This is a genomic window from Anaerosporobacter mobilis DSM 15930, from assembly GCF_900142955.1.
Taxonomy (GTDB): Bacteria; Bacillota; Clostridia; order Lachnospirales; family Lachnospiraceae; genus Anaerosporobacter; species Anaerosporobacter mobilis.
The window spans coordinates 1-24,411 of the sequence record NZ_FRCP01000010.1; the positions used below are offsets into that span (position 1 = coordinate 1).

Here is a 24,411-nt window from a genome sequence, read left to right on the forward strand (position 1 = left end):
ACTGATCGTCGCCTTGGTAAGCCGTTACCTTACCAACTAGCTAATCAGACGCGGGCCCATCTCATACCTATAAATATTTTCCGTCCGTGTCATGCGACACTAGCGGGTTATGCGGTCTTAGCAGTCGTTTCCAACTGTTATCCCCCTGTATGAGGCAGGTTACCCACGCGTTACTCACCCGTCCGCCACTAAGCCAACTCTCTTGCAAGCAAGATAGTTGCTTCGTTCGACTTGCATGTGTTAAGCACGCCGCCAGCGTTCATCCTGAGCCAGGATCAAACTCTCAAATTAAAATTTTGATCTCTTCGTTCAGAATCAACTAACCAAACTGGCTATTTGTTTCCGTTTTGTCTTTCGACATTACTGTGTACTAAAAGTACATATACTTATTGAAAATCTTTTTTCGTATTCTATCAAGTTAAACTTGTGAACACGTTTAGAATTTTCAGGGTTGTTTTATTATTCAATTATCAAAGTTCTTTTTTTCTACTGCTGTCTGCCGTTTGGCGTGTCAGCGAATAATAGTTTATCACATTCATTTTGACTTGTCAACACTTTTTTTTAAAAGTTTTAAGTTTTTTTTGAATGTTTTTGCTGACGCTTAGTAAATTAAAAACGGAGAAAGAGGGATTTGAACCCTCGCGCCGCGCAAACGACCTACACCCTTAGCAGGGGCGCCTCTTCAGCCACTTGAGTATTTCTCCTTGTCTGAACTATCAGTTCATTATTTAATTTAATGCGTCGAACGCAAGAATTAGTATATCAGAGTACAAATCATTTGTCAATGTCTTTTTTAAAGTTTTTTTAATTTTTTGAATTATTTACTTAATAAGCGCATATATGCGTAATTAAGTATTAATTTTCATGTTTTTTCTTGCACTAATTTTATATTCTCTATCATGTTAAAGCTTTACCAAATACTTAATATATTATTCTTACTATCCTATTTTTCTCTTTACTTTAAAAACTAAAATAAGACTTATTACTCAATATACTATCTATATACAATATTCTCTTACTGCCTCTTCGTATAAGTTATTACCTTTACAATCGACAACAACTATTGCAGGAAAGTCTTTAACTTCTAGTTTTCTAATTGCCTCTGTTCCAAGATCATCATAAGCTATAACTTCTGATTTCTTTATACATTTGGATAAGATAGCTCCTGCACCACCAACTGCAGCAAAATAAACACATGTATTATCTTTTATAGCTGATAGCACGTCTTCGTTTCTCTTTCCCTTACCTATCATGCCTTTTAAACCTTGTTCCATTAGTAAAGGCGCATACTTATCCATTCTGCTGCTGGTAGTTGGTCCTGCTGAACCAATTACCTTACCCTCTCTTGCAGGAGTAGGTCCTAGATAATATACAATATTGTTTGTTAAGTCAAACGGAATCTCTTCTCCTTTAAGTATACTATCATATAGCCTTTTATGTGCTGCATCTCTTGCTGTATATATAATTCCAGTAATATATACATAATCTCCAGCCTCTAATGACCGCACCACTTCTTCGGATAAAGGGGCTTTTATATTTTTATTCATGTTTATACCCATGCATATCACAAGTAAGCTTGTCATACCTCTTAAATAAATAAAGTGAATGAACGCAATGCATGGCTCCTTTCATAATATTTAATTTCTTATAAGCATCATACCAATAGAGTAACTCTAATCGTCTATGCCAAATACATATTATACTTACTTAACAATTCATTAAAAGGACAAAGTGAATACGCTACTATAGCTTACACTACTGTATTACGTTACTATCTTTTACATTGCTATATTTCGCTTTGCTGTTTACAATATGCAATGGGAATGTCTATTTACATGGCAACATATATTAATAGCAACAGGTAGACCAGCTATGTGTGTTGGATATGTTTCAACATTAACTCCTAACGCTGTTATTCTTCCACCAAGACCTGCCGGTCCAATACCTAATTTATTAATGGTCTCTAGCAATTCTTCTTCTAATTCTTTTACATATGGTATAGAAGATCTCTGTTGTAAGTTGCGTGTTAAAGCTTTTTTTGCAAGTAGTGTGCATTTTTCAAAACTACCTCCTATTCCAACTCCAACAACCATTGGAGGACATGCATTAGGACCTGCTAATTTTACCGTTTCTAAAACTGCTGCCTTAACACCTTCAATACCATCTGCTGGTTTCAACATATATACACGGCTCATATTCTCACTTCCAAAACCTTTTGGAGCAACTGTAATTTCTATGTTTTCACCAGATACTATTTCATAATGTATTATTCCGGGGGTATTATCTTTTGTGTTCTCACGAATTATTGGATCTTTCACTACGGACTTTCTTAAATAGCCCTCCTCATATCCCTGTCTAATACCTTCATTAATGGCATCTTCAAGATTCATACCTTCAATATGTACATCTTGACCTATCTTCATGAATACAATAGCCATTCCAGTATCTTGACAAATCGGTATTAATTCATCTCTAGCTATATTAATATTTGCTTGTAATTGTTCTAGAATTTGCTTCCCTATTGGTGATTTTTCTTTTTCTGGGGCATTAACAATAGCATTTTCCATATCCTTAGATAAGTTATAATTTGCTTCAATACACATTTCTTTTATATTACTTATAATTGTATCTGTATGAATAACTCTCATCTTTTTACCCATGCATATCACAATTTTTCAATGATACTGCTAATAAATAAGTTGAAAGAAAGCAGTGCATGGTTCCTTTCATAATATTTAAAACTCTTTCAACTCTTTTTTTATATATACTAAGCAAGCTCTCTATCCTGATAAATAAGCGTTAACAGTTCTTGTCCACGCTCTTTTCTTTCTTGCTAAATAACTCTTTATTGCTCAAATGTTCTTTTATGTTTCCTTAATATTCTTTTTTTTCTTCCATGTTCTTATGTATTCTTAAATAGTATTCTAATTCCTACAATGTAATATATCATACTTTTTATTTAGGCTCAAGTAAACGATATAAATCATACATTCTGGAACTTCTTTCACGAATTAGAAAAGGAGTAAACTGTATAACCATTAATTGGTCCATACAATTTACTCCTTAATTATTCTAATAAAATATTAAAGCATAGTTATTTTATTCCTCTGAGTTAACCTCATCTGAATTATTTTTTTCAAAATTTTCTTCTTCGGAATCTTCTTCTAGTTCTTCGTAATCTTGATTTGAATCTATAATAATTTCATCATTCGTAGATTCTTCTTCTAATTGTTCTTCTAATTGTTTTAACAGATCTTCTTCCGTTGTGTTGTCACTCTCTCTTACCTTAGCAAAACTTGCGACTTTAATATCTTTATCTACATCAATATCAATTAATTTAACACCTGAAGTTATCCTTCCAAGAACAGAAATACCACTTACCATTAGACGAATTATAATTCCTTCTGTGGTAATAATCATAATCTCATTGTCATCATTAACAGCTTTAACACCAACTACTTCACCTGTTTTTTCTGTTACTTTATAACATTTAACACCTTTACCACCACGACGTTGTACTGTAAATTCATCCATGTCCGTACGTTTACCCATACCATATTCTGATACGAATAATAGATACTTACCTTGGGTATTCAATTGCATACCAACGATTTCGTCATCATCAGATAAGTTCATACCAATAACACCCATGGATGTTCTACCAGTAGGTCTAACATCTTCTTCATTAAATCTTATACAGATACCATTCTTAGTTACTAAGATAATATCTTTCTGTCTATTGGTTGATTTAACTTCAATTAATTCATCATCTTCACGTAAATTAATTGCTTGTAAACCAGACTTTCTAATATTTTCATATTCCTTAATAGGAGTTTTCTTAACAATACCTTTCTTAGTTGCCATGAACAAGTATGTGTTATTCTTATACTCGCGTAATGGAATAATTGCTGTAATTCTTTCTTCTGGTAGTAACTGCAATAAGTTAACAATAGCGGTACCTCTAGCAGTTCTACTTGATTCTGGAATTTCATATGCTTTCAAACGATATACACGACCCTTATTAGTAAAGAACATAATATAGTGGTGTGTAGTCGTCATTAATAAATCTTCTATGAAATCCTCTTCTATTGTCTGCATACCCTTTATACCCTTGCCACCTCGATGTTGACTCTTGAAATTATCTACAGTCATTCTCTTTATGTAGCCAAGGCGGGTTATTGCAATTACAGTATTCTCTTTTGGGATAAGGTCTTCCATGGATATGTCGTATTCATCAAATCCAATTGATGTTCTACGATCATCACCATACTTATCACGGATAACAATTAACTCCTCTTTGATCACAGTAAGAAGTTTCTTAATATCAGCTAATATTGCTTTGTATTCCGCAATTTTTGTTTCTAACTCCTTATATTCGTTCTCAAGTTTTTCTCTTTCTAAACCAGTAAGAGCACGAAGTCTCATATCAACAATTGCTTGCGCTTGAACTTCAGATAGTCCAAAACGTTCGGTTAAACGTTCTTTTGCAATTCCTACGTTGTTTGAAGAACGTATAATATGAATTACTTCATCAATATTATCAAGAGCTACCATTAAACCTTCTAAGATATGAGCTCTTTCCTGTGCTTTGTTTAAATCGTATTGTGTACGACGAGTTACTACTTCCTCTTGATGATGTAAATAATGTTTTAACATTTCATGTAAATTGAGAACTTTTGGCTCATTATTTACAAGTGCTAACATGATGACACCAAATGTTTCCTGTAATTGCGTATGCTTATATAATTGATTTAATAATACATTAGCATTTACATCTCTTCGTAGTTCAATACAGATTCTCATACCTGTACGGTCAGATTCATCTCGTAGTTCTGTAATTCCGTCAATTTTCTTATCGCGTACAAGTTCTGCTATTTTCTCAACTAATCTTGCCTTATTAACCATATATGGTAATTCTGTAACTACAATACGATTTTTACCATTCTGCATTGGTTCAATATCCGTTACAGCGCGTACACGTATCTTACCTCTACCGGTACGATATGCTTCGTCAATTGCTCTTGTGCCTAGGATGGTTGCACCGGTAGGAAAGTCTGGACCTTTTACGATTTGAAGTAACTCTTCAATTGAAGTCTCTCGATCTTCCTCTACACGATTATCAATTAACTTAATAACAGCATTAATAATCTCATTTAAGTTATGAGGTGGAATATTCGTTGCCATACCTACTGCTATACCTGATGCTCCATTTACCAAAAGACTAGGAAATCTTGCTGGCAATACAACTGGTTCTTTTTCTGTCTCATCAAAGTTTGGTATGAAATCTACTGTATTCTTGTTAATATCAGAAAGCATCTCCATTGATATCTTGCTTAATCGTGCTTCTGTATAACGCATAGCTGCTGCCCCATCACCATCGACAGAACCGAAGTTACCATGTCCATCTACTAATGGATATCTTGTAGACCACTCCTGTGCTAAATTAACCAAAGCACCATATATTGAACTATCGCCATGTGGATGATATTTACCCATTGTATCGCCGACGATACGGGCACATTTACGATGTGGTTTGTCCGGACCGTTGTTAAGTTCGATCATGGCATAGAGAATTCTTCTTTGTACAGGCTTTAAACCGTCCCTAACGTCAGGTAAAGCTCTGGCCGCGATTACAGACATGGCATAGTCAATATATGACGTTTCCATGGTCTTTTTCAGATCAACCTCATGAACTTTATCAAAGATATGTTCGTCCATTTTATTTCCTCCATAGTTATATTTTTAACGAAGTTATTATAAATATTGTTACTTTTTTAACTAAACATCTAGATTCTTAACATATTTAGCATTCGCTTCAATAAATTCTCTTCTTGGTTCAACTTTATCACCCATAAGCGTAGTAAATGTTAAATCTATCTCAGAAGAAGTTTCTTCATCTATTGTTACGCGTAATAATACACGTCTTTGTGGATCCATGGTTGTTTCCCATAATTGTTCGGCATCCATTTCACCAAGACCTTTATAACGTTGAATCTTATTGTTTGTATCACGACCAATTTCAACTAATATGTTATTTAATTCTTCATCGCTATACGCATAACGTACTTGTTTGTTTTTCTCAACTTTATATAAAGGTGGTTGCGCTAAATATACGTATCCTTGTTTTATTAATTCAGGCATAAAACGGTATAAGAATGTTAACAATAAAGTACTAATGTGAGCACCATCAACATCGGCATCTGTCATAATAATAATTTTATGATAACGTAATTTACTAATATCAAAATCATCTGATATGCCTGTACCAAATGCTGTAATCATTGCTTTAATTTCATTGTTAACCAAAATCTTATCAAGACGTGACTTCTCAACATTAAGAATCTTACCTCTTAGTGGTAGAATAGCCTGTGTAGCACGTGATCTTGCTGTCTTGGCAGAGCCACCAGCGGAATCACCTTCTACAATGTATATTTCACAGTTCTTAGGATCTTTGTCTGAACAATCTGCTAATTTACCAGGAAGACTCATTCCTTCTAGGGCTGTTTTTCTACGAGTTAAGTCTCTTGCCTTTCTCGCTGCATCTCTAGCACGTTGTGCAAGAATTGCCTTTTCACAGATAATCTTTGCTACTGCTGGATTTTGTTCTAAGAAGTAGGTAAGCTGTTCACTAACTACAGTGTCAACCGCTCCTCTTGCTTCACTATTACCAAGTTTTTGCTTAGTCTGTCCTTCAAATTGAGGATCTCCAATTTTAATACTAATAATAGCTGTCAAACCTTCACGTATATCTTCACCAGATAAATTAACTTCGTTATCCTTTAAGAATTTTTGTTTCCTAGCATAATCATTAAAGGTTTTTGTCAGAGCATTCTTAAACCCAGCAAGATGAGTACCACCTTCTGGAGTTGTGATATTATTTACGAAACTATAACAGTTTTCTGTATAAGAATTATTATGTTGCATTGCAACTTCAACATAAACATCATCTTTTTTTCCTTCACAATATAAAATGTTTTCATATAAACAATCTTTATGGCTATTTAAATACTGTACGTATTCTTTTATACCGCCTTCGTAATGAAACTCTCTTACTATTTGTTCTTCTTCACGGTCATCTCTTAGTATAATTTTAAGATTTTTCGTTAAGAAAGCCATTTCTCTAAGTCTTTGTTTTAGTACTTCATAATCATAAACAGTCTCTTCAAAGATATCTTTGTCAGGAAGGAAAGTTACAGTAGTACCAGTTTGGTCTGTTTCTCCTACTACTTTTAAAGGATGCATAACTTTACCACGTTCATAACGTTGATTGTATATCTTTCCTTCTGTGTAGATATTTACTTCAAGCCACTCAGATAACGCATTTACTACAGAAGCACCAACTCCGTGTAAACCTCCTGATACCTTGTATCCTCCACCACCGAATTTACCGCCAGCATGAAGAATGGTAAATACAACTTCAACTGCAGGAATTCCCTTTTTAGGATGGATGCCAATTGGAATACCTCTACCATTATCCTTAACGGTAATTGAATTATCTTGGTTAATTGTTACATCAATTGTATCACAAAAACCGCCAAGTGCTTCATCAACTGCATTATCTACAATTTCATACACAAGATGGTGTAAGCCTTTTGATGATGTACTACCAATATACATACCTGGTCTTTTTCTTACAGCTTCTAAGCCTTCGAGAATCTGTATCTGATTAGCGCCGTATTCTGTACCCATTTCTGTACTCATAACTTTCCTCCTAATTTTATCCTATTATTAATTAAGTATTACTGATAAACTTGATTTTACTATTCATTTTCCAAAGTTACACTTCCTTCTACTACTCGGTACAATTTATCTATATGAAATCGGTTGGTTACAAACTCTTCCAAACCTGTACAAGTAATCATCGTTTGGATACCTTCAATGCTGTTCAACAAGTAATTTTGTCGATTACGGTCAAGTTCCGATAACACATCATCTAACAGTAATATCGGTTCATCTTTTATAGTTTGCCTAACCAGCTCAATTTCAGCAAGTTTTAATGAAAGTGCTGATGTTCTCTGCTGCCCTTGGGAACCAAATTTACGAATATCTATATCCTTTATGGTAAAACAAATGTCATCCCTATGAGGTCCGATGCTTGTCTGCTTATAAAATACATCCTTTTCTCTTTGTTTTTCTACTTTTGCTTCCATATCTTCAGAAAGAACATTAGGTTCATATTTTATTACTAATTCTTCCTTACCACCTGATAATCTCTTATGTATACCGTATACAATCTCATTTAGCTCCAGTATAAATTGCGTTCTACGTTTAATTATACGTCTACCGAACTCACAAAGTTGTATATCCCATACACTTAGTGTTTCCATTAATTCAGGTTTGAAACCTATTTGCTTTAATAAATTATTACGTTGGTTAATAATTTTGTTGTAATTTGTCAAATCCGAAAGGTATAGTTTATCTAACTGACATAATTCAAAATCAATAAATCTTCTACGATCACTTGGTCCGTTTTTAATTATACTTAAATCTTCTGGAGAGAAAAATACAAGGTTAATAAGTCCAAAGAGTTCACTAGACTTCCTAATTGGAATCCCATCGATTGCTACGCCTTTGGGTTTATTCTTTTTCAAATGCATATCAATTCGATGTACAATCAGATTTTTCTCAATAAACATACGAATATGAGATTCTTCCTGATTTAACTGAATCATATCTTTATCCTTACTTCCCTTGTGTGATTTTGTCGTACCAGCTAAATAGACAGCTTCAAGTATATTGGTTTTTCCCTGTGCATTATCTCCATACAATATGTTTGTACCATTCTTAAAATTCATTGATAACGTATTATAATTTCTAAAATTACTTAACTCAAGCGACTTAACAAACATAATTACACCAACTATTTCTCAATCTTAATTTTTTCTCCATTGTATTCGACAATGTCACCATGAACTAATTTTTTACCACGTTGGTACTCTACTTCCTGATTCACTTTTACAAGACCATCTTGAATAACGAATTTGGCATCTACGCCAGAATCAACTAATCCACCTGCTTTTAATGCTTGTCCTAATTTAATATAATCTTCTCTTAATTTAATTGCTTGCATTATAAAAATGCTCCTTTCTAAAGAAGGGAAAATTTGTGCCAATCACAAATCTCCTATTGAGAAAACATTGTTTTTTCAATCTTTTCTCCTAGCTTATACAGCTCCACTAAAGTTAACTGGTAATATTAAATATACGTAATTTTCTTCTTTATCACGAATAAAACATGGTGCTTTAGGATTAAATAGATAAATGTCAACTTCTTCATCATCAATAACACGTAATGCATCAATTAAAAATTTAGGATTAAATCCTATAAGAATATCTTTACCTTCTTTACGAATATCGATTTCTTCATTCATGGAACCAATTGAAGAGTTAATCTTTAATTCTAAGTCAGAATCTGTAATGTTAACAATGATTGGTTTCTTCTCAGATTCTTTCACTAATAAAGTTGCACGATCAATACAATTTAAAAATTCTTTTTTGTTAATAGTAACTTTGGTTTCATAATCATTTGATAGCATTTGGTCAATTTTGAAAAATTCACCTTCTATAAGTCGTGATAATACAGTTGTCTTATCAAATTCAAATAATATATGTTTATCTGATGTATATATTTGTAATTCATCAGAAACTTCACCTGATAATATTTTACTAATTTCAATAAGAGTTTTTCCCGGTACTATTACCTTAGTATCCTCATATTCTTGATTTAACTGAATCTTTCTAATCGATATTCTATGACCATCCAAAGATACGACCCTTAATTCATTTTTTTCAATTTCAAATAGTTCACCTGTCATTATTTTATTGCTTTCATTATCAGCTATAGAGAATACCGTTTGTCGTATTACTTCTTTTAATGAAAATTGAGATAATATAATTGGTTTGTTTTTGGTAATGGTAGGTAAACTAGGAAACTCTTCTGATGTTTTACCTAAAATCTCAAACTTAGACTTTTCACAAGTAATAGTTGCTTTGAAGTTATCATCTGTTTGGATGGTTACATCATTCTCTGGTAGTTTACGTACAATCTCAGAGAAAATCTTAGCATTAATTGCAATAACCCCTTCTTCAACTATTTCACCATTAATAATTGTTTCAATACCTAATTCCATATCGTTAGAAATTAATTTTATTTGATTGCTTGTAACTTCAATAACAATACACTCAAGAATTGGCATTGTAGATTTAGCCGATACTGCTTTTAAGGCAATTTGTACTCCATTTAGTAAATCACTTTTTGAACAAACAATTTTCATTTTGTGTATAACTCCCTTCAGGATAAAATGCAGATATATATATAATATATTTAGTAGTATTAGTAATAGGGGCTGTTAATTTGTTGATAAGTGCTATTTAGGTGATATACGAGCCACTTTGCGAACATAACAACCGTGTTAATAACCCATTTTAATATTGAGTATAAAAGTGAAGTTATTAACATGGATTAATCCGTGCAAAAATAATACACACAAAAATAACAGGTTATTAACAATAAATTGTGAATAACTTAAAAGGTTATTGAGGATTAATCTTTTTACTTAAAACTTCTATAGTATTTTGAAGTGTAGAATCATTTTCAAGTTCTTTTGTAATCTTATCAATTCCATGTAAAACGGTTGTATGATCACGATTACCAAGTTTCTTACCAATATCAGAAAGTGATAATTCGGTAAGTTTTCTAGATAGGTACATACAAATCTGTCTAGGGTATGATATATTCTTACTCTTCTTAGTTGAGTAGAGATCTGATTGAGCTATATTAAAGTGTTCAGATGTCATCTCAACGATTAAATCCACTGTTATTTCTTTCTTATTGTTAGGAGAAATTAAGTCTTTTAATACTTTTTCTGCTAACTCTACCGTTACATCTTTTTTCTCTAGTCGAGAAAAGGCTACAATCTTAGTAAGTGCGCCTTCTAATTCACGAATATTTGATTTAATGTTGGTTGCAATATATTTCATTACCTCATTATCAATTTGTAGACCATCTAACTCTTCCTTCTTTTTTAAAATAGCCATTCGAGTCTCATAATCAGGTGATTGAATATCAACTGTAAGACCCCATTCAAAACGAGAACGAAGACGTTCTTCTAGAGTTTCAATATCTTTTGGTGGCTTATCGGAAGATATGATAATTTGTTTCTTTGACTCATGCAGCGTATTAAATGTATGGAAAAACTCTTCCTGAGTACTTTCTTTACCTATAATAAACTGAATATCGTCAATGAGTAATACATCTATATTACGGTATTTTTCACGAAACTCAGCAGTTGATGAGTTCTCACTTCTATTACGGATTGCATCAATAAGTTCATTCGTAAAAGTCTCACTAGTAACATATAAAACCTTACTTGAAGGATTATGTTCTAATATAAAGTGAGCAATTGAGTGCATTAAATGGGTCTTTCCTAGTCCAACGCCTCCATATATAAATAGAGGATTGTATACTTCAGCAGGGGATTCTGCTACTGCTAATGATGCAGCATGAGCAAGATTGTTATTAGTACCTACAACAAAAGTATCAAAAGTATAACGTGGATTTAGAAAGGGATATTTGTTTTTTTGTGCGGAGTTTCCTTGGTTACTATTTTCTTTTTTAGATATTTCCTTGGCTTCATCAGGAAGAACAATTGAGATTTCGTAGTTTTTACCTGTAATTTCTTCAATAGCAACTTTAATTGGTATACCATATTTCTTACTGATAAAACTAACTCCGTCTTTCCCTAAATCAGGATTACTTAATATAGTAATTAAATTATCTTCTACGTCATATACTTTTAAAGGTGCTAACCAAGTACGAAATGAAACATCTGTTATATCGTGTGTGATCTTAACAGACATTAAAATCTCGTCCCATTTTCCTTGAATTATGTTTTTCATCATAATCCCCCTAATTATAAATTTTCATATAACTATATATTATAACAAGATTGTTAAATTTTCAATGGCTAACTATACAAAATGTGTTGATGTTGTGGACAAACTTTGGTAATATAGTCTTCTAGCATCCAAATTTCACGAATTATCCACGGACCATCCAAAAGAATTAACATCCATGTGTATAATAAATTAAAATTATAAACATCCACGTGAAATATTGTAATTTAAGTGTTTTTATTCATATTATTTAAATAATTAACTAAAAATCAAAAAGTTATCCACAAGTTATCCACAAATTGTTGATAACTTTTTGGATGGTTAGTGTGGATATAGTATTCTAACCGATTTTTCCACAAATCAATCACAAACCATCCAAATAGATGTTTATTAATAAACCAACCATAAAAATATAGAAATGTTCTCTATTATAATAAAATAAATGAACGAACTAATATCTGGGAACAGCGATATATAGGAAGTAGTTGATTAATAAATTTGTAAATAATACTTGACGGAATGAATCATTGCTAATATAATAAACGTGATATTGTAATTTAACTTATAATAGAATAAATACGCTTACTATAAACAGTTGGGTATAACTAAGGAGGTGTTTTGTAATGAAAATGACATTCCAACCAAAAAAGAGATCAAGAGCCAAAGTTCATGGTTTCAGAAAAAGAATGAGTACTTCTAACGGAAGAAAAGTTATTGCTAGCAGAAGAGCAAAAGGAAGACATAAATTATCAGCATAGGTCGCAGTATTGTGACCTTTTTTCTCTATGAACGGCTCTTTAGGGGCTGCTCTTAGGGTATTTAGAGTGCAATATCATATTATTGTTAATAGGGGATTTTGAAATTGTCAGAATCATTGAGAAGTAATAGAGATTTTCAGAATGTGTATAAGAATGGAAGATCGTTTGCTAATAAATATTTAGTTATGTATATAGTAAAAAACGATTTAGATACATTACGATTAGGAATATCGGTTAGTAAAAAAGTAGGTAATAGTGTTGTTAGACATCGTGTAACAAGACTGATCAGAGAAAGTTTTCGATTAAATGATTATATGTTTAATAGTGGTTTAGACATAGTGGTAATTGGTAGAGCGGGAGCAAAGGGAAGAAATTATCAGGAAATAAGTAGCGCAGTTTTGCATTTGTGCAAACTTCATAAAATCGTAAAAGAGATGAGTGAGTAGTGAAACTAATTTTAATATTTCTTATAAAAGTATATAGAAAGTATATTTCACCCTTAAAAGGAAGGCCTACTTGTATTTATACGCCTACCTGCTCTTTGTATGCAATGGAAGCACTACAAAAGTATGGAGCAATTAAAGGAACATATCTTGCAGTTAGAAGAGTATTAAGGTGCCACCCGTTTGCAAAGGGTGGTTATGATCCGGTTCCTTAATAATGAGGAGGAATAATAATTGACAAACTTATTTTTAACGCAAAGTGGCGGTCCATTAGGGCCTATAGCAAGTTTACTTGGATGGATTTTAAATGTAATTTATGAATTCTTAAGTATGTTTGGTATTGAAAATGCAGCACTTTGTATTATTTTATTTACGTTTTTAGTAAAATCTTCAATGTTTCCTTTAACAATCAAACAACAGAAGTTTACTAAGATTTCATCAAAGATGAACCCAGAATTAATGAAAATACAAGAAAAGTATAAAGGAAAACGTGATGAAGTTTCCATGAGAAAGCAACAACTTGAGACACAAGCTGTATATCAAAAATACGGTGCGAATCCAACAAGTGGTTGTCTTCCTATGTTAATTACTTTACCAATTTTATTTGCTTTATACCAAGTTATTTATAGAATTCCAGCGTATATTGGTGATATTAGATCATTGTATGAGCAAATCGCGCTTGGTTTACAAAGTATTCCAAACTTTGGGGCAGTTTTTGCTGATAGTTTTAATGCAACGGGTCTTTCAGCAGACAGTAGTGTTAATACAATTATCGACGTATTAGCAAAATTCAATACTGGTAATTGGGCTGATTTAGCAAACCAATTCCCTACGCTAAGTGATCTTATAACTACCAATTCAGATAAAATAATTCATATTAACTCACTGATTGGTGGATTAAACATTGCAGATACACCTGTTTCTAAAATGTGGCCAGGTCTTATCGTTCCAATTCTTGCAGTCGTAACACAATGGTATTCAACAAAACAAATGACAGCAGCAAATGGTATGGATAAAAATGCTCCTGGAGCTGCTAGTATGAAGGCAATGAATAACTTCATGCCACTATTTTCAGGATTTATATGTTTAACATTGCCAATTGGTATCGGTATATACTGGGTAGCTGGCGCTGTGTTCCAAATACTTCAACAATTTGCTATAAATAAACATTTTGAAAAGGTTAACATTGATGAGTTAGTTGAAAAAAGTGTTGAAAAAGCTAAGAAGAAGAAAAAACATGTTGATTATGAAAAGTCATTAGAAGAATTGGCTAAAAAACAGACAAAATCTATTGGTGACAAAGCAGGGGCTTATACTACTACTACTAAAAATAGTATTAAAAACAAGGCTAATTCTAATGTGAGTAATAACAATAATAATACAAAAGAAGATACAGTTAGTACAAAGAGTAATACAAACTACAAAGCAGGTAGTATTGCTGAGAAGGCAAATTTGTTGAAAGGTATGAATAGCTCAGGTAAGGGGGACAAGTAATCATGAATGAATGGATTGAGGTTAAAGCAAAAAATGTTAATGAAGCATTGACTGAAGCGTTAATTAAACTTGGAACTTCAAGTGATAATGTTGAATATGAAGTACTTGAAAAAGAATCTAACGGAATCTTAGGTCTATTTAGTAAACCTGCTAAAATTAGAGTTCGTAGCAAGAAAACTATTGAAGGTGTTGCTATAGACTTTTTGAAAAAAGTGTTTGGATCAATGAATTTGATTGTTGAGATAAAAGTTGATTATAACAAAGAAGAAGGTTATGTTAATATTGATTTAAGTGGAGATGATATGGGTGTTCTTATAGGAAAAAGAGGACAAACATTAGATTCTTTGCAATATCTAGTAAGTCTTGTCGTTAACAAAGAGAGCACTAGCTATCTTAAAGTTAAAGTTGATACAGAGAATTATCGTGAAAGAAGAAAAGAAACACTCGAAAATCTTGCTAAAAACATTGCATATAAAGTCAAGAGAACGAAACATTCTGTATCCCTTGAACCTATGAATCCATTTGAAAGAAGAATTATTCACTCCGCCCTTCAAAATGATAAGTATGTAGAGACTCATAGTGAAGGGGAAGAGCCATACAGAAGAGTAGTTATTACTCTTAAGAAGTATACTAAAGAGTATAAAGGTAGCTATAATAAAGAGTATAGTTACAAAAAGGATTACAAGAAAGATTATAAAAAAGATTACAGCAAAAACTACGGGGCTAGAACTGCTTCTACAGTTACTGTAACAGAAGAATAGAAATATGGGGCTGTAGCAAAAGTCATTTAAGTTTACAATTTAAATTTTGCGACAGCCCCTATTATGTAACTATTTTGTATAACAGGTTTTAATTGAGTTTCTTAGTAGGTAACCCTATTATTGAATTAGAAAGGAATGTGTAAAACATTGAAAACAGATACAATCGCTGCAATTGCTACAGGAATGACGAATGCTGGTATTAGCATAGTTAGAATGAGCGGTGATGAAGCATTAGAAATAATAGATAAAATTTATTATTCTCCAAAAAAAAACAAAAAATTATCAGAAGTAGCAAGTCATACAGTTCACTATGGTTATATTTTGGATGGTGAACAGACAATAGATGAAGTTATGGTCTTGGTAATGAAAGGACCAAATACGTATACAAGAGAAGATGTAGTAGAGATAGATTGCCATGGTGGAGTGGTAGTAACAAAGAAGATATTAGAAACTGTAATTAAGTATGGTGCGAGAGTAGCGGAGCCTGGTGAATTTACAAAAAGAGCCTTTGTTAATGGAAGAATAGATCTATCACAAGCAGAAGCGGTAATAGATGTTATTAATGCGAAAAATGAATATGCTCTTAGCAGCTCAATGAGTCAACTGAAAGGGAATATTTTAAATAGAATAAAAGATATAAGAGATAATGTGATTCACGATGTAGCCTTTATAGAGGCCGCGCTTGATGATCCAGAACACATTGAGATTGGTAATTTCTCAGAAACATTGTTAATGAATGTAGATTGTAATCTAGCAATATTAGATAAATTGTTAGAATCAGCGGATAATGGACGTTTACTTCGTGAAGGTATTAAAACAGTAATAGTAGGAAAACCAAATGCAGGAAAATCCTCCCTTATGAATATATTATTAGGCGAAGATAGAGCAATTGTAACTGATATTGCTGGAACAACAAGAGATACGTTAGAAGAAACTATTAATATACATGGTATTACACTTAATATTGTGGATACTGCAGGAATTCGTGATACAGATGACATAATAGAAGAGATTGGTGTTAAGAAAGCAAAAGAGAATGCAGAAAAAGCAGACTTGGTTATCTATGTTGTGGATGGTTCAAGAGATTTGGATCAAAATGATTATGACATTATTGAGATGATAAAAGATATAAAATGTGTTGTGTTGTTGAATAAGTCAGATCTAAAACCAAAGATTACTGCGGAACAAATAGAGTCTCTAACAGGAAAAAAAGTGGTTAAGATATCTGCTCTAGAGGGTACTGGTATTGAGGAATTTGAAACTTTAATTAAAGATTTGTTTTATGAAGGAAAACTAAACTTCAATGATGAAGTATATCTAACTAATATAAGACATAAATCGGCAATAGTCGAAGCAAAAGAAAGTTTAGAGCAAGTAAAGCAAAGTATTATGGATGGTATGCCAGAAGATTTCTACTCAATAGATTTAATGAGTGCGTATAATTCATTAGGTTACATTATCGGGGAAATGGTTGATGATGATCTAGTTAATACGATATTTAAAGAGTTTTGTATGGGGAAATAGATTTATATTCGAATAACAAGTAAATGTAGTAGATAGATTGTCTAGTGGCTGTTGTCATTGGATGGTCAACAAAGAAAGAAGTGAGGAAGGATTATGTCATATACGTATGAAAATTACGACGTTGTTGTCGTTGGTGCTGGACATGCAGGTTGCGAGGCAGCTTTAGCTAGTGCAAGACTATCACTAAATACAATTATGTTTACGGTAAGCGTAGATAGTATTGCTCTGATGCCTTGTAATCCTAATATAGGGGGTAGTTCGAAGGGACACTTAGTAAAAGAGATTGATGCGCTCGGTGGTGAGATGGGTAAGAATATTGATAAAACATTCATACAATCTAAGATGTTAAACAAATCAAAGGGACCAGCAGTACATTCACTTCGTGCACAAGCAGATAAGCTAGATTATAGTAGTGAGATGAGGCAGGTTATTGAGAATACTAAAAATCTTACTGTAAGACAAGCTGAAGTATGTGAAATATTGGTTGAGGATGGTCAGGTAGTTGGCGTTAAAACATATTCTGGCGCAATATATTCTTGTAAAGCTGTGGTACTTGCAACAGGTACGTATCTAAGATCAAGATGTATATATGGGGACGTTAGCAATTATACTGGTCCCAATGGTCTCTCATCTGCAAATCATTTGACCGATTCATTAAAGAGTTTGGGTATTGAAATGCAAAGATTCAAGACAGGTACGCCAGCTAGAATCGATAAGAGATCAATTGATTTTACTAAGATGGAAGAGCAAAAGGGTGATGAGGTAATTGTTCCTTTTTCATTCACTAATAAGCCAGAAGATATTGAGAAAGAACAGGTATCGTGTTGGTTAACCTATACCAATGAAGAGACCCATAAGATTATTAGAGAAAATCTAGATCGTTCACCATTGTATTCAGGTGATATTGAAGGTACAGGACCTAGATACTGTCCATCCATAGAAGACAAAGTAGTTCGTTTTGCAGACAAGGACAGACATCAAGTGTTTATTGAACCAGAAGGTAATTATACCAATGAGATGTATATAGGAGGAATGTCTAGTTCATTACCTGAGGATGTTCAGTACAAAATGTATCGTAGTGTTCCAGGACTTGAGAATGCTAAGATAGTAAGAAATGCTTATGCCATTGAATATGATTGTATTAATCCAAACCAATTAAAATCTACACTTGAGTTTAAGAAAATAAATGGTTTATTCAGTGGTGGACAGTTTAATGGTAGTTCTGGATATGAAGAAGCTGCGGCACAAGGTTTAGTTGCTGGTATGAATGCTGCTTTAAAAATTTTAGGAAAAGAACCTATCATATTAGATCGTTCAGAATCTTATATAGGTGTGTTAATAGATGATTTAGTAACTAAGGAAAATAAAGAACCTTATCGTATGATGACTTCCAGATCTGAGTACCGTTTATTATTAAGACAAGACAATGCAGATTTACGATTAAGTAAAATAGGTCATAAAGTTGGATTAATCAGTGATGAACGCTATGAGGGTGTTCTAAAAAAAGAAAAGTTGATTAAAGAAGAAATGGAACGTCTGGATAACACTAATATTGGAGCATCCAAAGAGGTACAACAGCTACTAGAGGAAAATGGTAGTACACCACTCAAAACTGGAACGACTTTGGGTGAGTTAATTCGTAGACCTGAACTGTGTTATGAAGTAATTGGACCGATTGATAAGGGGCGTAAGGAATTGCCGAGTGATGTAATTGAACAAGTTAATATTAATATTAAGTATGAAGGTTATATCAAGAGACAATTAAAGCAAGTAGAACAGTTTAAAAAGTTAGAAGGAAAAGTAATTCCTGAGGATATTAATTATGATGATGTTCATAGTTTACGTCTTGAAGCAAAGCAGAAGTTGTCTTTAGTAAGACCTCATTCTGTAGGACAAGCATCTAGAATAGCAGGCGTATCACCAGCAGATATTTCTGTTTTATTAGTTTATCTATCTTCCTTCCATGGAAAGAAATAATAGGAGATTGTATGAGTAGAGAAGATATTTTAGTACAAGCAGCAAGAGAACTTGATATTAGTCTATCAGAGATACAAGTTAAGCAGTTTATTAAATACTATGAAATACTAGTTGAATGGAACTCATTTATGAATCTTACGGGTATTACGGAGTATGAAGAAGTTGTAGTAAAACACTTCGTTGATAGTTTGTTGATTGTAAAATCCTTTGATATATCAAGTGTAGAATCGTTAATTGATGTTGGTACCGGTGCAGGTTTTCCTGGTATTCCGTTAAAGATTATTTATCCAGATATTAATGTAGTTCTATTAGATTCGTTAAATAAGAGAATTAAATTCTTGAATGAAGTTATTAATCAATTAGGATTAAAAAAGATAGAGACCATCCACGGAAGAGCTGAGGATTTTGGTGGGGATAAGAATTATAGAGAGAAATTTGATTTATGTGTATCAAGAGCAGTTGCTAATCTTGCAACGTTATCAGAGTATTGCATTCCATTTGTTAAAAAGAATGGCTATTTCATTCCATTTAAGTCAGGAAAGATTGCTGATGAAGTAGAAGAGGCTAAAAAGGCAGTGAAAATATTAGGTGGTAGTTTAGAAGAAGTAAGGCCATTAATGCTACCAAATACAGATATAGAGCGTTCTTTTGTTATTATACACAAAATAGAGAACACGAAAAAGATATATCCGAGAAGTGCAGGAAAACCATCCAAAGAGCCATTAAAGTAGTGGTTAAAATATAAGTATAAGTCTATGACCATCCATAAGAAAGAAGGGTATCCGTGTTAGAGGGTAAGTATTTGTTATTTGGAGATTGTTATGATGATGTTAATAAGATAAGAAAGCAATGTACTAGTACCAGTATAGCAGATGTAATGGATAATGAAGCCCTGCATGTTATTGTGTATGAAGATAAGCAGCCGATAGCATGTGGACGCATGTTAATTAGTGAAGATCGATATATCTTTGATCATATCTATGTAATCAATGAAAAGAGAAATAATAAAATCGGTGATTTTACAGTGAGACTTTTAATTGAAAAAGCTAATTTAATGTGTGCAAAAGAGATTATAGTATTATGCGAAGACGATAATAAGATGTTTTTTGAGTCATTAGGTTTTCTAGAGAGTAAGGAACCATCCAATGATAATCAGGAAGGTATTAAGATGTGTTTAGATCTGAATAATTTTTTTAACGGGAAAAAGTGCTGCAAATAAAATTATAGAACTGATAAAATATTGGAGTAAAAAAGAAATGTTGGGACTTCTGTATGTTAGTCCCAACATTTTCATGTTTACAAATATAAACATATTAGTTATTATATATAACGCTTGAATTATAGTGTTATATAAATATAGATATATAATTACATAATTGATTAGGATTTTCGATCCAAGGTAATCCCTTAGAATTTGTTATTATAGCTGTTTCTATAGAAGGATTTAATTCCATATATTCGTTAAAAATCTCTTTATAATTAGAATATCCTTCTCCAGTAACAAAGTAAATACTATTATTAATTGATTTTAGTGCATGTGTAATATTTAGATTCGTATAGTAATATCGAATGCTAACATCAACATACTTGGATGCTTCACCACTAAGGTGAGCAGCTTCAATCCTAGATAGAATATAGTTCCTTTTTATAGTAGTAGGCTCAACAACTTGACTTATCAACTTCTTTGAGAGCCATGTATTACTATAAAGGAGATTAAAGATACTTGTACCTATAATAGAAGATTCCAATAACGTTTTGTTTATCTTATTATTTTTATTTGGTACACGGTTTAATGTTCTGATACTTGGAGTATTAACAAACATTAATTTATCAATTATATCTGGATTGTAATTGCATACAGTAAGACCTATAGTAGTTGACTTACCTATACATACTAAGTTGGTTTTCTGTTTTATAACAGAAGTAATAAAATCGGTTATTAATTGAACAAATAAGAAATTGGTATAAGTCATTTTAGGTTTATCGGATTTACCAAAACCAATTAAATCTATTGTATAAACAGTATAATTTTTTTCTAGCTTACTAATAAGTGATTTAAATTCATAACTAGATTGACTTGCATCTAGGTCATGAATCAATAAAATAGGAGTACCTTGTCCATTCTTTGTATAATAGACTTGTCCAAATCGCCACTCAAAATAATTACTATTTGGTAAATATAATTTTTCATGTTTTGAAGAAAAATAAAAAATTAATTTATTAATACATATGTTAATTGTGGTGATAGCTAATATAGCTAACAAAGCTATGGAAAACTTTTTATTTTTTTTCAATGTATTATCCCTCTTTCTAAAGTAAATTAAATAAAAATATTAAACTAGAACTATTATAGATCTTAAACTTAGTTGTTTCTCTTAAGTTATATTATATGCTAAATTGTTGGGACTTACAATTGATTTTTAAAGTTTAGAAGATTATATATGAATTATTATTATTAAGAGTTGTATAAAAATAAAAAATATATAAAATTAGAATCAATAAGGTCGAAATTTATCTAATTTGAAAAAATAATAAATAAATATAAATTATGTGCAAAAAATTCCTTTAATAATTTGTATTTCTGTTATATTATAGTATATATACTGTTATATAGTGGAATTTGTTCATCGAAAATTATAAGTTTACTACTATATATGAATAAATTTACAAGAAAAAATAACAGTTAATAAAGTGAGGTAATCTAGTGGAAAACATTAACAAAAATGAAAATACATTAGTACAGAGTACCCTAAGCGAAATAGCTGAAAGTTTATTAATAAGTGTAAAGAAGGAAAAGAACTCCTTGTTAATATCTATTCATGAGATGCAAACCAATATAGATATATTACAGAAGAAAATAGTAACTTATTATAGAGATCAAAGTGAAAAGAACAGTGGTTTATTTAAAGCAAATTATGGACAAACCAACTATGAATGCAAAATTATGGAAAACAGTTTACATGATGAACAAAAGAGAATGGAAGAAATGCAAAAAGAATATAATAAAGCTTTATTAAAAGAACAGGATTTATCTAGATTAAATGATCATTTAAAGACGGATAAAGTATGTAATTCACACAGGCTGGATGGTGGATTATATGATGATGTCAACGGACTGAAATTGTTAGAGACGCAAGAAATAGAGAGAAAACGTATTGCCAGAGAATTACATGATTCAACGGTACAGAATTTAACTAATTTAGTTCATAAAACAGAACTCTGTACCAAATTAGTTGATATAGATCCAATACGTGCAAAGCTAGAATTGCAAACAATGATAAACACAATAAAGACAACCATAAATGATATGAGGAATATTATATATGATTTACGTCCTATGTCACTAGAAGATTTAGGGCTAGTTATAACAGTAAAAAGATATATAAAACAATTTATTGATAGTACAAAAATAAAAGTAGTTTTAAATGTTGAAAATGAAAAACAAATTAATTCTGATATCATAGATTTAACTTTATTTAGGATTATTCAGGAGGCTTGTAATAATGCAATGAAGCATGCCGGGGCAACTGTAATATATATAGATTTAAAATATAGAGAGAACTGTATCGAGTTGACCATCGAAGACAATGGTTGTGGGTTTGAGCAATATATGCGTAAGGAAGATCAATATGTATCAAATAATTCTCTGTCTGGTTTTGGATTATCTATGATGAAAGAAAGAGTAGGACTTCTGTCTGGAAAACTAGAAATAGCATCGACTATCAACGAGGGAACAAAAATAAGTGTGTGTGTACCAATCAATTAACTATAGAATTATTCTTTTAAAGGAGAGCATAGGATGGAACCTGTAAATATTATTATTATCGACGATCATTCGTTGGTTAGAGAAGGAATTAAACAATTACTTGAGTTAGATGGAGATATTAAAGTTAAAGGGGAAGCTGGTAACGGAGAAGAAGGAATTGAGTTAATTAAAACGACAAATCCAGATGTAGTATTACTTGATATTAATATGCCGATTATGAATGGTCTTCAAATGTTACAAAAACTGAAAGAGTATAATATAAAAGTAAAGGTATTAATATTAACGATTCATAATGAAATAGAGTATTTGGCAAAAGCAGTCGAAATTGGAATTAATGGTTATGTATTAAAAGACTCTGATTCTGAAGTATTAAAGAAAGCAATATTTACAATTAATGATGGTGAAACATATATACAACCTAATTTAGCTCCTTTATTAAATGAGAAACTTAGTTATCAAGAAGAGAATGCAGCTATTAATGATCTTACAAAAAGAGAAGTAGAAGTACTAAAACTTTTAGCAGAAGGATTGTTTAATAAAGAAATAGCATATAAGTTATCTATTAGTGAAAAGACAGTAAAAAATCATGTGTCAAATATATTTAGAAAAATTGAAGTATTTGATCGTACACAGGCAGCAGTATTTGCAATTAAAAATAACTTAGTTGATATATTTTAGTAAAATAAATCTAATAAATATATTTAAATTAATATATTGTTAATTGTAGATAATAGTTAAATAAAAATATTCACGTAGCTACCCTCAAGTATACCTTGAGGGTAGTAGTCTTTTTCTTTTATTATTTTTATGTTCTTGTATTTTAGTAAAAATTATTCTAAAAATGTATATAACTTTTTTGTAATTAGCATGTTTCACGTGAAACATTTTATGTATGTTAGTTGAATACTATTTATAAAAATGCTATAATTAGTATTGTTAATTTAATATACCTAAGTAAAGTAAAAGACAATTACATTACAAATTTGGAGGTGGAAGAATGGGAAGAATAATAGCAGTTGCTAATCAAAAAGGTGGAGTTGGTAAAACCACGACCGCTATTAATTTATCGGCATGTTTAGCAGAACAGGGAATGAAAGTTTTAACTATTGATATTGATCCACAAGGAAATACTTCAAGTGGTTTAGGTATTGATAAAAATAGTTTGGAAAATACTGTTTATGAATTGATGATTGGCAGTTGTGAATTAGAAGATTGCATTATACCAAGTGTATGTGAAGACTTATATGTTCTACCATCCAATGTAAATTTAGCAGGAGCAGAAATTGAATTAATAGGTATTAATGACAAAGAATATATACTAAAAACCTATATTGACAAAATTAGAGATAAATATGATTTTATTATAATTGACTGCCCTCCTTCACTAAATACGTTGACGGTAAACGCTATGACAACTGCAGATACAGTTCTTGTACCAATTCAGTGTGAATACTATGCATTAGAAGGGCTAACTCAGCTAATACATACTATTAACTTAGTAAGGGAAAGATTAAACCCTGATTTGGAAATTGAAGGTGTGGTTTTTACAATGTACGATGCTAGAACAAATTTATCGTTACAAGTTGTAGAAAATGTTAAAGAAAACTTAAAACAAAACATTTATAAATCAATAATTCCTAGAAATGTACGTCTTGCAGAGGCACCAAGTCATGGAAAGCCTATTAATATATATGATCCAAAATCAGCGGGAGCTGATGGATATAGAGATTTAGCACGAGAAGTAATAGAGAGAGGTGAAGGTTAAGTGGTAGCAGGAAGTAGAGGGCTAGGAAA

The 24,411-nt window shown here is 31.7% G+C and carries 21 protein-coding genes, 1 tRNA gene and 1 rRNA gene; 12 read left to right on the forward strand and 11 right to left on the reverse strand.

The features are described 5' to 3' along the window. From BUB90_RS09545 to dnaA, 10 genes are all read right to left on the reverse strand, one after another. Positions 1-291 (reverse strand): 16S ribosomal RNA (locus BUB90_RS09545); the annotation flags it as partial. Positions 292-616: 325 nt separating this feature from the next. Continuing rightward, positions 617-704 (reverse strand) — tRNA-Ser (locus BUB90_RS09550). Positions 705-998: 294 nt separating this feature from the next. After that, entirely contained in the window at positions 999-1,547 is a 549-nt protein-coding gene (locus BUB90_RS09555) for a Fe-S-containing hydro-lyase (RefSeq protein WP_073287443.1), read from the reverse strand. A gap of 258 nt (positions 1,548-1,805) precedes the next feature. Next, positions 1,806-2,648 (reverse strand): fumarate hydratase, encoded by an 843-nt coding sequence (locus BUB90_RS09560; protein ID WP_073287446.1) that lies wholly within the window; start codon positions 2,646-2,648, stop codon positions 1,806-1,808. 451 nt (positions 2,649-3,099) lie between these two features. Then, a complete protein-coding gene (gene gyrA, locus BUB90_RS09565) occupies positions 3,100-5,718 on the reverse strand; it encodes a DNA gyrase subunit A (protein ID WP_073286751.1) in 2,619 nt (872 codons plus the stop codon). A 60-nt stretch (positions 5,719-5,778) separates the two neighbouring features. Continuing rightward, positions 5,779-7,689, reverse strand: coding sequence for a DNA topoisomerase (ATP-hydrolyzing) subunit B (gyrB, locus tag BUB90_RS09570; RefSeq protein WP_073287449.1), 1,911 nt, complete (start codon positions 7,687-7,689; stop codon positions 5,779-5,781). 71 nt (positions 7,690-7,760) lie between these two features. Next, the gene (gene recF / locus BUB90_RS09575) at positions 7,761-8,849 is read right to left on the reverse strand and encodes a DNA replication/repair protein RecF (RefSeq protein ID WP_073286756.1); all 1,089 of its coding nucleotides are present in this window, start codon (positions 8,847-8,849) and stop codon (positions 7,761-7,763) included. Positions 8,850-8,860: 11 nt separating this feature from the next. Continuing rightward, positions 8,861-9,070, reverse strand: coding sequence for an RNA-binding S4 domain-containing protein (locus BUB90_RS09580; protein WP_073286760.1), 210 nt, complete (start codon positions 9,068-9,070; stop codon positions 8,861-8,863). 93 nt (positions 9,071-9,163) lie between these two features. Next, on the reverse strand, positions 9,164-10,273 hold the full coding sequence (gene dnaN / locus BUB90_RS09585; RefSeq protein WP_073286763.1) for a DNA polymerase III subunit beta: 1,110 nt from the start codon (positions 10,271-10,273) through the stop codon (positions 9,164-9,166). Positions 10,274-10,532: 259 nt separating this feature from the next. Beyond that, the gene (dnaA, locus tag BUB90_RS09590; protein WP_073286766.1) at positions 10,533-11,897 is read right to left on the reverse strand and encodes a chromosomal replication initiator protein DnaA; all 1,365 of its coding nucleotides are present in this window, start codon (positions 11,895-11,897) and stop codon (positions 10,533-10,535) included. Between the two features lie 620 nt (positions 11,898-12,517). Here dnaA and rpmH point away from each other — a divergent pair. The 9 genes from rpmH (at position 12,518) to BUB90_RS09635 (ending at position 20,070) form a co-directional block, all read left to right on the forward strand. Continuing rightward, the gene (gene rpmH / locus BUB90_RS09595) at positions 12,518-12,652 is read left to right on the forward strand and encodes a 50S ribosomal protein L34 (RefSeq protein WP_073286769.1); all 135 of its coding nucleotides are present in this window, start codon (positions 12,518-12,520) and stop codon (positions 12,650-12,652) included. Positions 12,653-12,750: 98 nt separating this feature from the next. After that, positions 12,751-13,098, forward strand: a complete 348-nt coding sequence (gene rnpA / locus BUB90_RS09600; protein WP_073286772.1) for a ribonuclease P protein component — start codon at positions 12,751-12,753, stop codon at positions 13,096-13,098. Continuing rightward, on the forward strand, positions 13,098-13,310 hold the full coding sequence (gene yidD / locus BUB90_RS09605) for a membrane protein insertion efficiency factor YidD (protein ID WP_073286775.1): 213 nt from the start codon (positions 13,098-13,100) through the stop codon (positions 13,308-13,310). The genes rnpA and yidD overlap by 1 nt, the downstream gene beginning before the upstream one ends. Positions 13,311-13,329: 19 nt before the next feature. Further along, positions 13,330-14,589, forward strand: coding sequence for a YidC/Oxa1 family membrane protein insertase (locus BUB90_RS09610; protein WP_073286779.1), 1,260 nt, complete (start codon positions 13,330-13,332; stop codon positions 14,587-14,589). Positions 14,590-14,591: 2 nt separating this feature from the next. Continuing rightward, positions 14,592-15,350, forward strand: coding sequence for an RNA-binding cell elongation regulator Jag/EloR (gene jag / locus BUB90_RS09615; protein WP_073286783.1), 759 nt, complete (start codon positions 14,592-14,594; stop codon positions 15,348-15,350). Positions 15,351-15,497: 147 nt separating this feature from the next. Then, positions 15,498-16,874 carry a tRNA uridine-5-carboxymethylaminomethyl(34) synthesis GTPase MnmE gene (gene mnmE / locus BUB90_RS09620; protein WP_073286786.1) on the forward strand — a complete coding sequence of 459 codons (1,377 nt, stop codon included), beginning with the start codon at positions 15,498-15,500 and terminating at the stop codon, positions 16,872-16,874. 93 nt (positions 16,875-16,967) lie between these two features. Then, positions 16,968-18,851, forward strand: coding sequence for a tRNA uridine-5-carboxymethylaminomethyl(34) synthesis enzyme MnmG (gene mnmG, locus BUB90_RS09625; protein WP_073286789.1), 1,884 nt, complete (start codon positions 16,968-16,970; stop codon positions 18,849-18,851). Positions 18,852-18,862: 11 nt separating this feature from the next. After that, entirely contained in the window at positions 18,863-19,582 is a 720-nt protein-coding gene (gene rsmG / locus BUB90_RS09630; protein WP_073286792.1) for a 16S rRNA (guanine(527)-N(7))-methyltransferase RsmG, read from the forward strand. Positions 19,583-19,635: 53 nt separating this feature from the next. Beyond that, complete coding sequence (locus tag BUB90_RS09635; RefSeq protein ID WP_073286795.1) at positions 19,636-20,070, forward strand: GNAT family N-acetyltransferase; 435 nt, start codon at positions 19,636-19,638, stop codon at positions 20,068-20,070. 127 nt (positions 20,071-20,197) lie between these two features. Here the strand turns inward: BUB90_RS09635 and BUB90_RS09640 are convergent, their stop codons facing one another. Next, positions 20,198-21,145 (reverse strand): alpha/beta fold hydrolase, encoded by a 948-nt coding sequence (locus BUB90_RS09640; protein ID WP_073286798.1) that lies wholly within the window; start codon positions 21,143-21,145, stop codon positions 20,198-20,200. A 410-nt stretch (positions 21,146-21,555) separates the two neighbouring features. Here BUB90_RS09640 and BUB90_RS09645 point away from each other — a divergent pair, with 410 nt between their 5' ends. The 3 genes from BUB90_RS09645 (at position 21,556) to BUB90_RS09655 (ending at position 24,382) form a co-directional block, all read left to right on the forward strand. Further along, entirely contained in the window at positions 21,556-22,617 is a 1,062-nt protein-coding gene (locus tag BUB90_RS09645; protein ID WP_084139180.1) for a sensor histidine kinase, read from the forward strand. A gap of 33 nt (positions 22,618-22,650) precedes the next feature. Beyond that, positions 22,651-23,295 carry a response regulator gene (locus tag BUB90_RS09650; protein WP_073286801.1) on the forward strand — a complete coding sequence of 215 codons (645 nt, stop codon included), beginning with the start codon at positions 22,651-22,653 and terminating at the stop codon, positions 23,293-23,295. Between the two features lie 319 nt (positions 23,296-23,614). Beyond that, positions 23,615-24,382 carry a ParA family protein gene (locus BUB90_RS09655; protein WP_073286804.1) on the forward strand — a complete coding sequence of 256 codons (768 nt, stop codon included), beginning with the start codon at positions 23,615-23,617 and terminating at the stop codon, positions 24,380-24,382. The last annotated feature ends 29 nt before the right edge of the window (positions 24,383-24,411 follow it).

Bases quoted from the DNA above. Each gene is read 5' to 3' on its own strand.
- recF (WP_073286756.1), bottom strand. From the start codon at position 8,849: ATGTTTGTTAAGTCGCTTGAGTTAAGTAATTTTAGAAATTATAATACG.
- BUB90_RS09655 (WP_073286804.1), top strand. From the start codon at position 23,615: ATGGGAAGAATAATAGCAGTTGCTAATCAAAAAGGTGGAGTTGGTAAA.
- BUB90_RS09560 (WP_073287446.1), bottom strand. From the start codon at position 2,648: ATGAGAGTTATTCATACAGATACAATTATAAGTAATATAAAAGAAATG.
- rsmG (WP_073286792.1), top strand. From the start codon at position 18,863: ATGAGTAGAGAAGATATTTTAGTACAAGCAGCAAGAGAACTTGATATT.
- gyrA (WP_073286751.1), bottom strand. From the start codon at position 5,718: ATGGACGAACATATCTTTGATAAAGTTCATGAGGTTGATCTGAAAAAG.
- mnmG (WP_073286789.1), top strand. From the start codon at position 16,968: ATGTCATATACGTATGAAAATTACGACGTTGTTGTCGTTGGTGCTGGA.
- rpmH (WP_073286769.1), top strand. From the start codon at position 12,518: ATGAAAATGACATTCCAACCAAAAAAGAGATCAAGAGCCAAAGTTCAT.
- dnaN (WP_073286763.1), bottom strand. From the start codon at position 10,273: ATGAAAATTGTTTGTTCAAAAAGTGATTTACTAAATGGAGTACAAATT.
- BUB90_RS09580 (WP_073286760.1), bottom strand. From the start codon at position 9,070: ATGCAAGCAATTAAATTAAGAGAAGATTATATTAAATTAGGACAAGCA.
- gyrB (WP_073287449.1), bottom strand. From the start codon at position 7,689: ATGGGTACAGAATACGGCGCTAATCAGATACAGATTCTCGAAGGCTTA.
- jag (WP_073286783.1), top strand. From the start codon at position 14,592: ATGAATGAATGGATTGAGGTTAAAGCAAAAAATGTTAATGAAGCATTG.
- dnaA (WP_073286766.1), bottom strand. From the start codon at position 11,897: ATGAAAAACATAATTCAAGGAAAATGGGACGAGATTTTAATGTCTGTT.
- BUB90_RS09555 (WP_073287443.1), bottom strand. From the start codon at position 1,547: ATGAATAAAAATATAAAAGCCCCTTTATCCGAAGAAGTGGTGCGGTCA.
- BUB90_RS09650 (WP_073286801.1), top strand. From the start codon at position 22,651: ATGGAACCTGTAAATATTATTATTATCGACGATCATTCGTTGGTTAGA.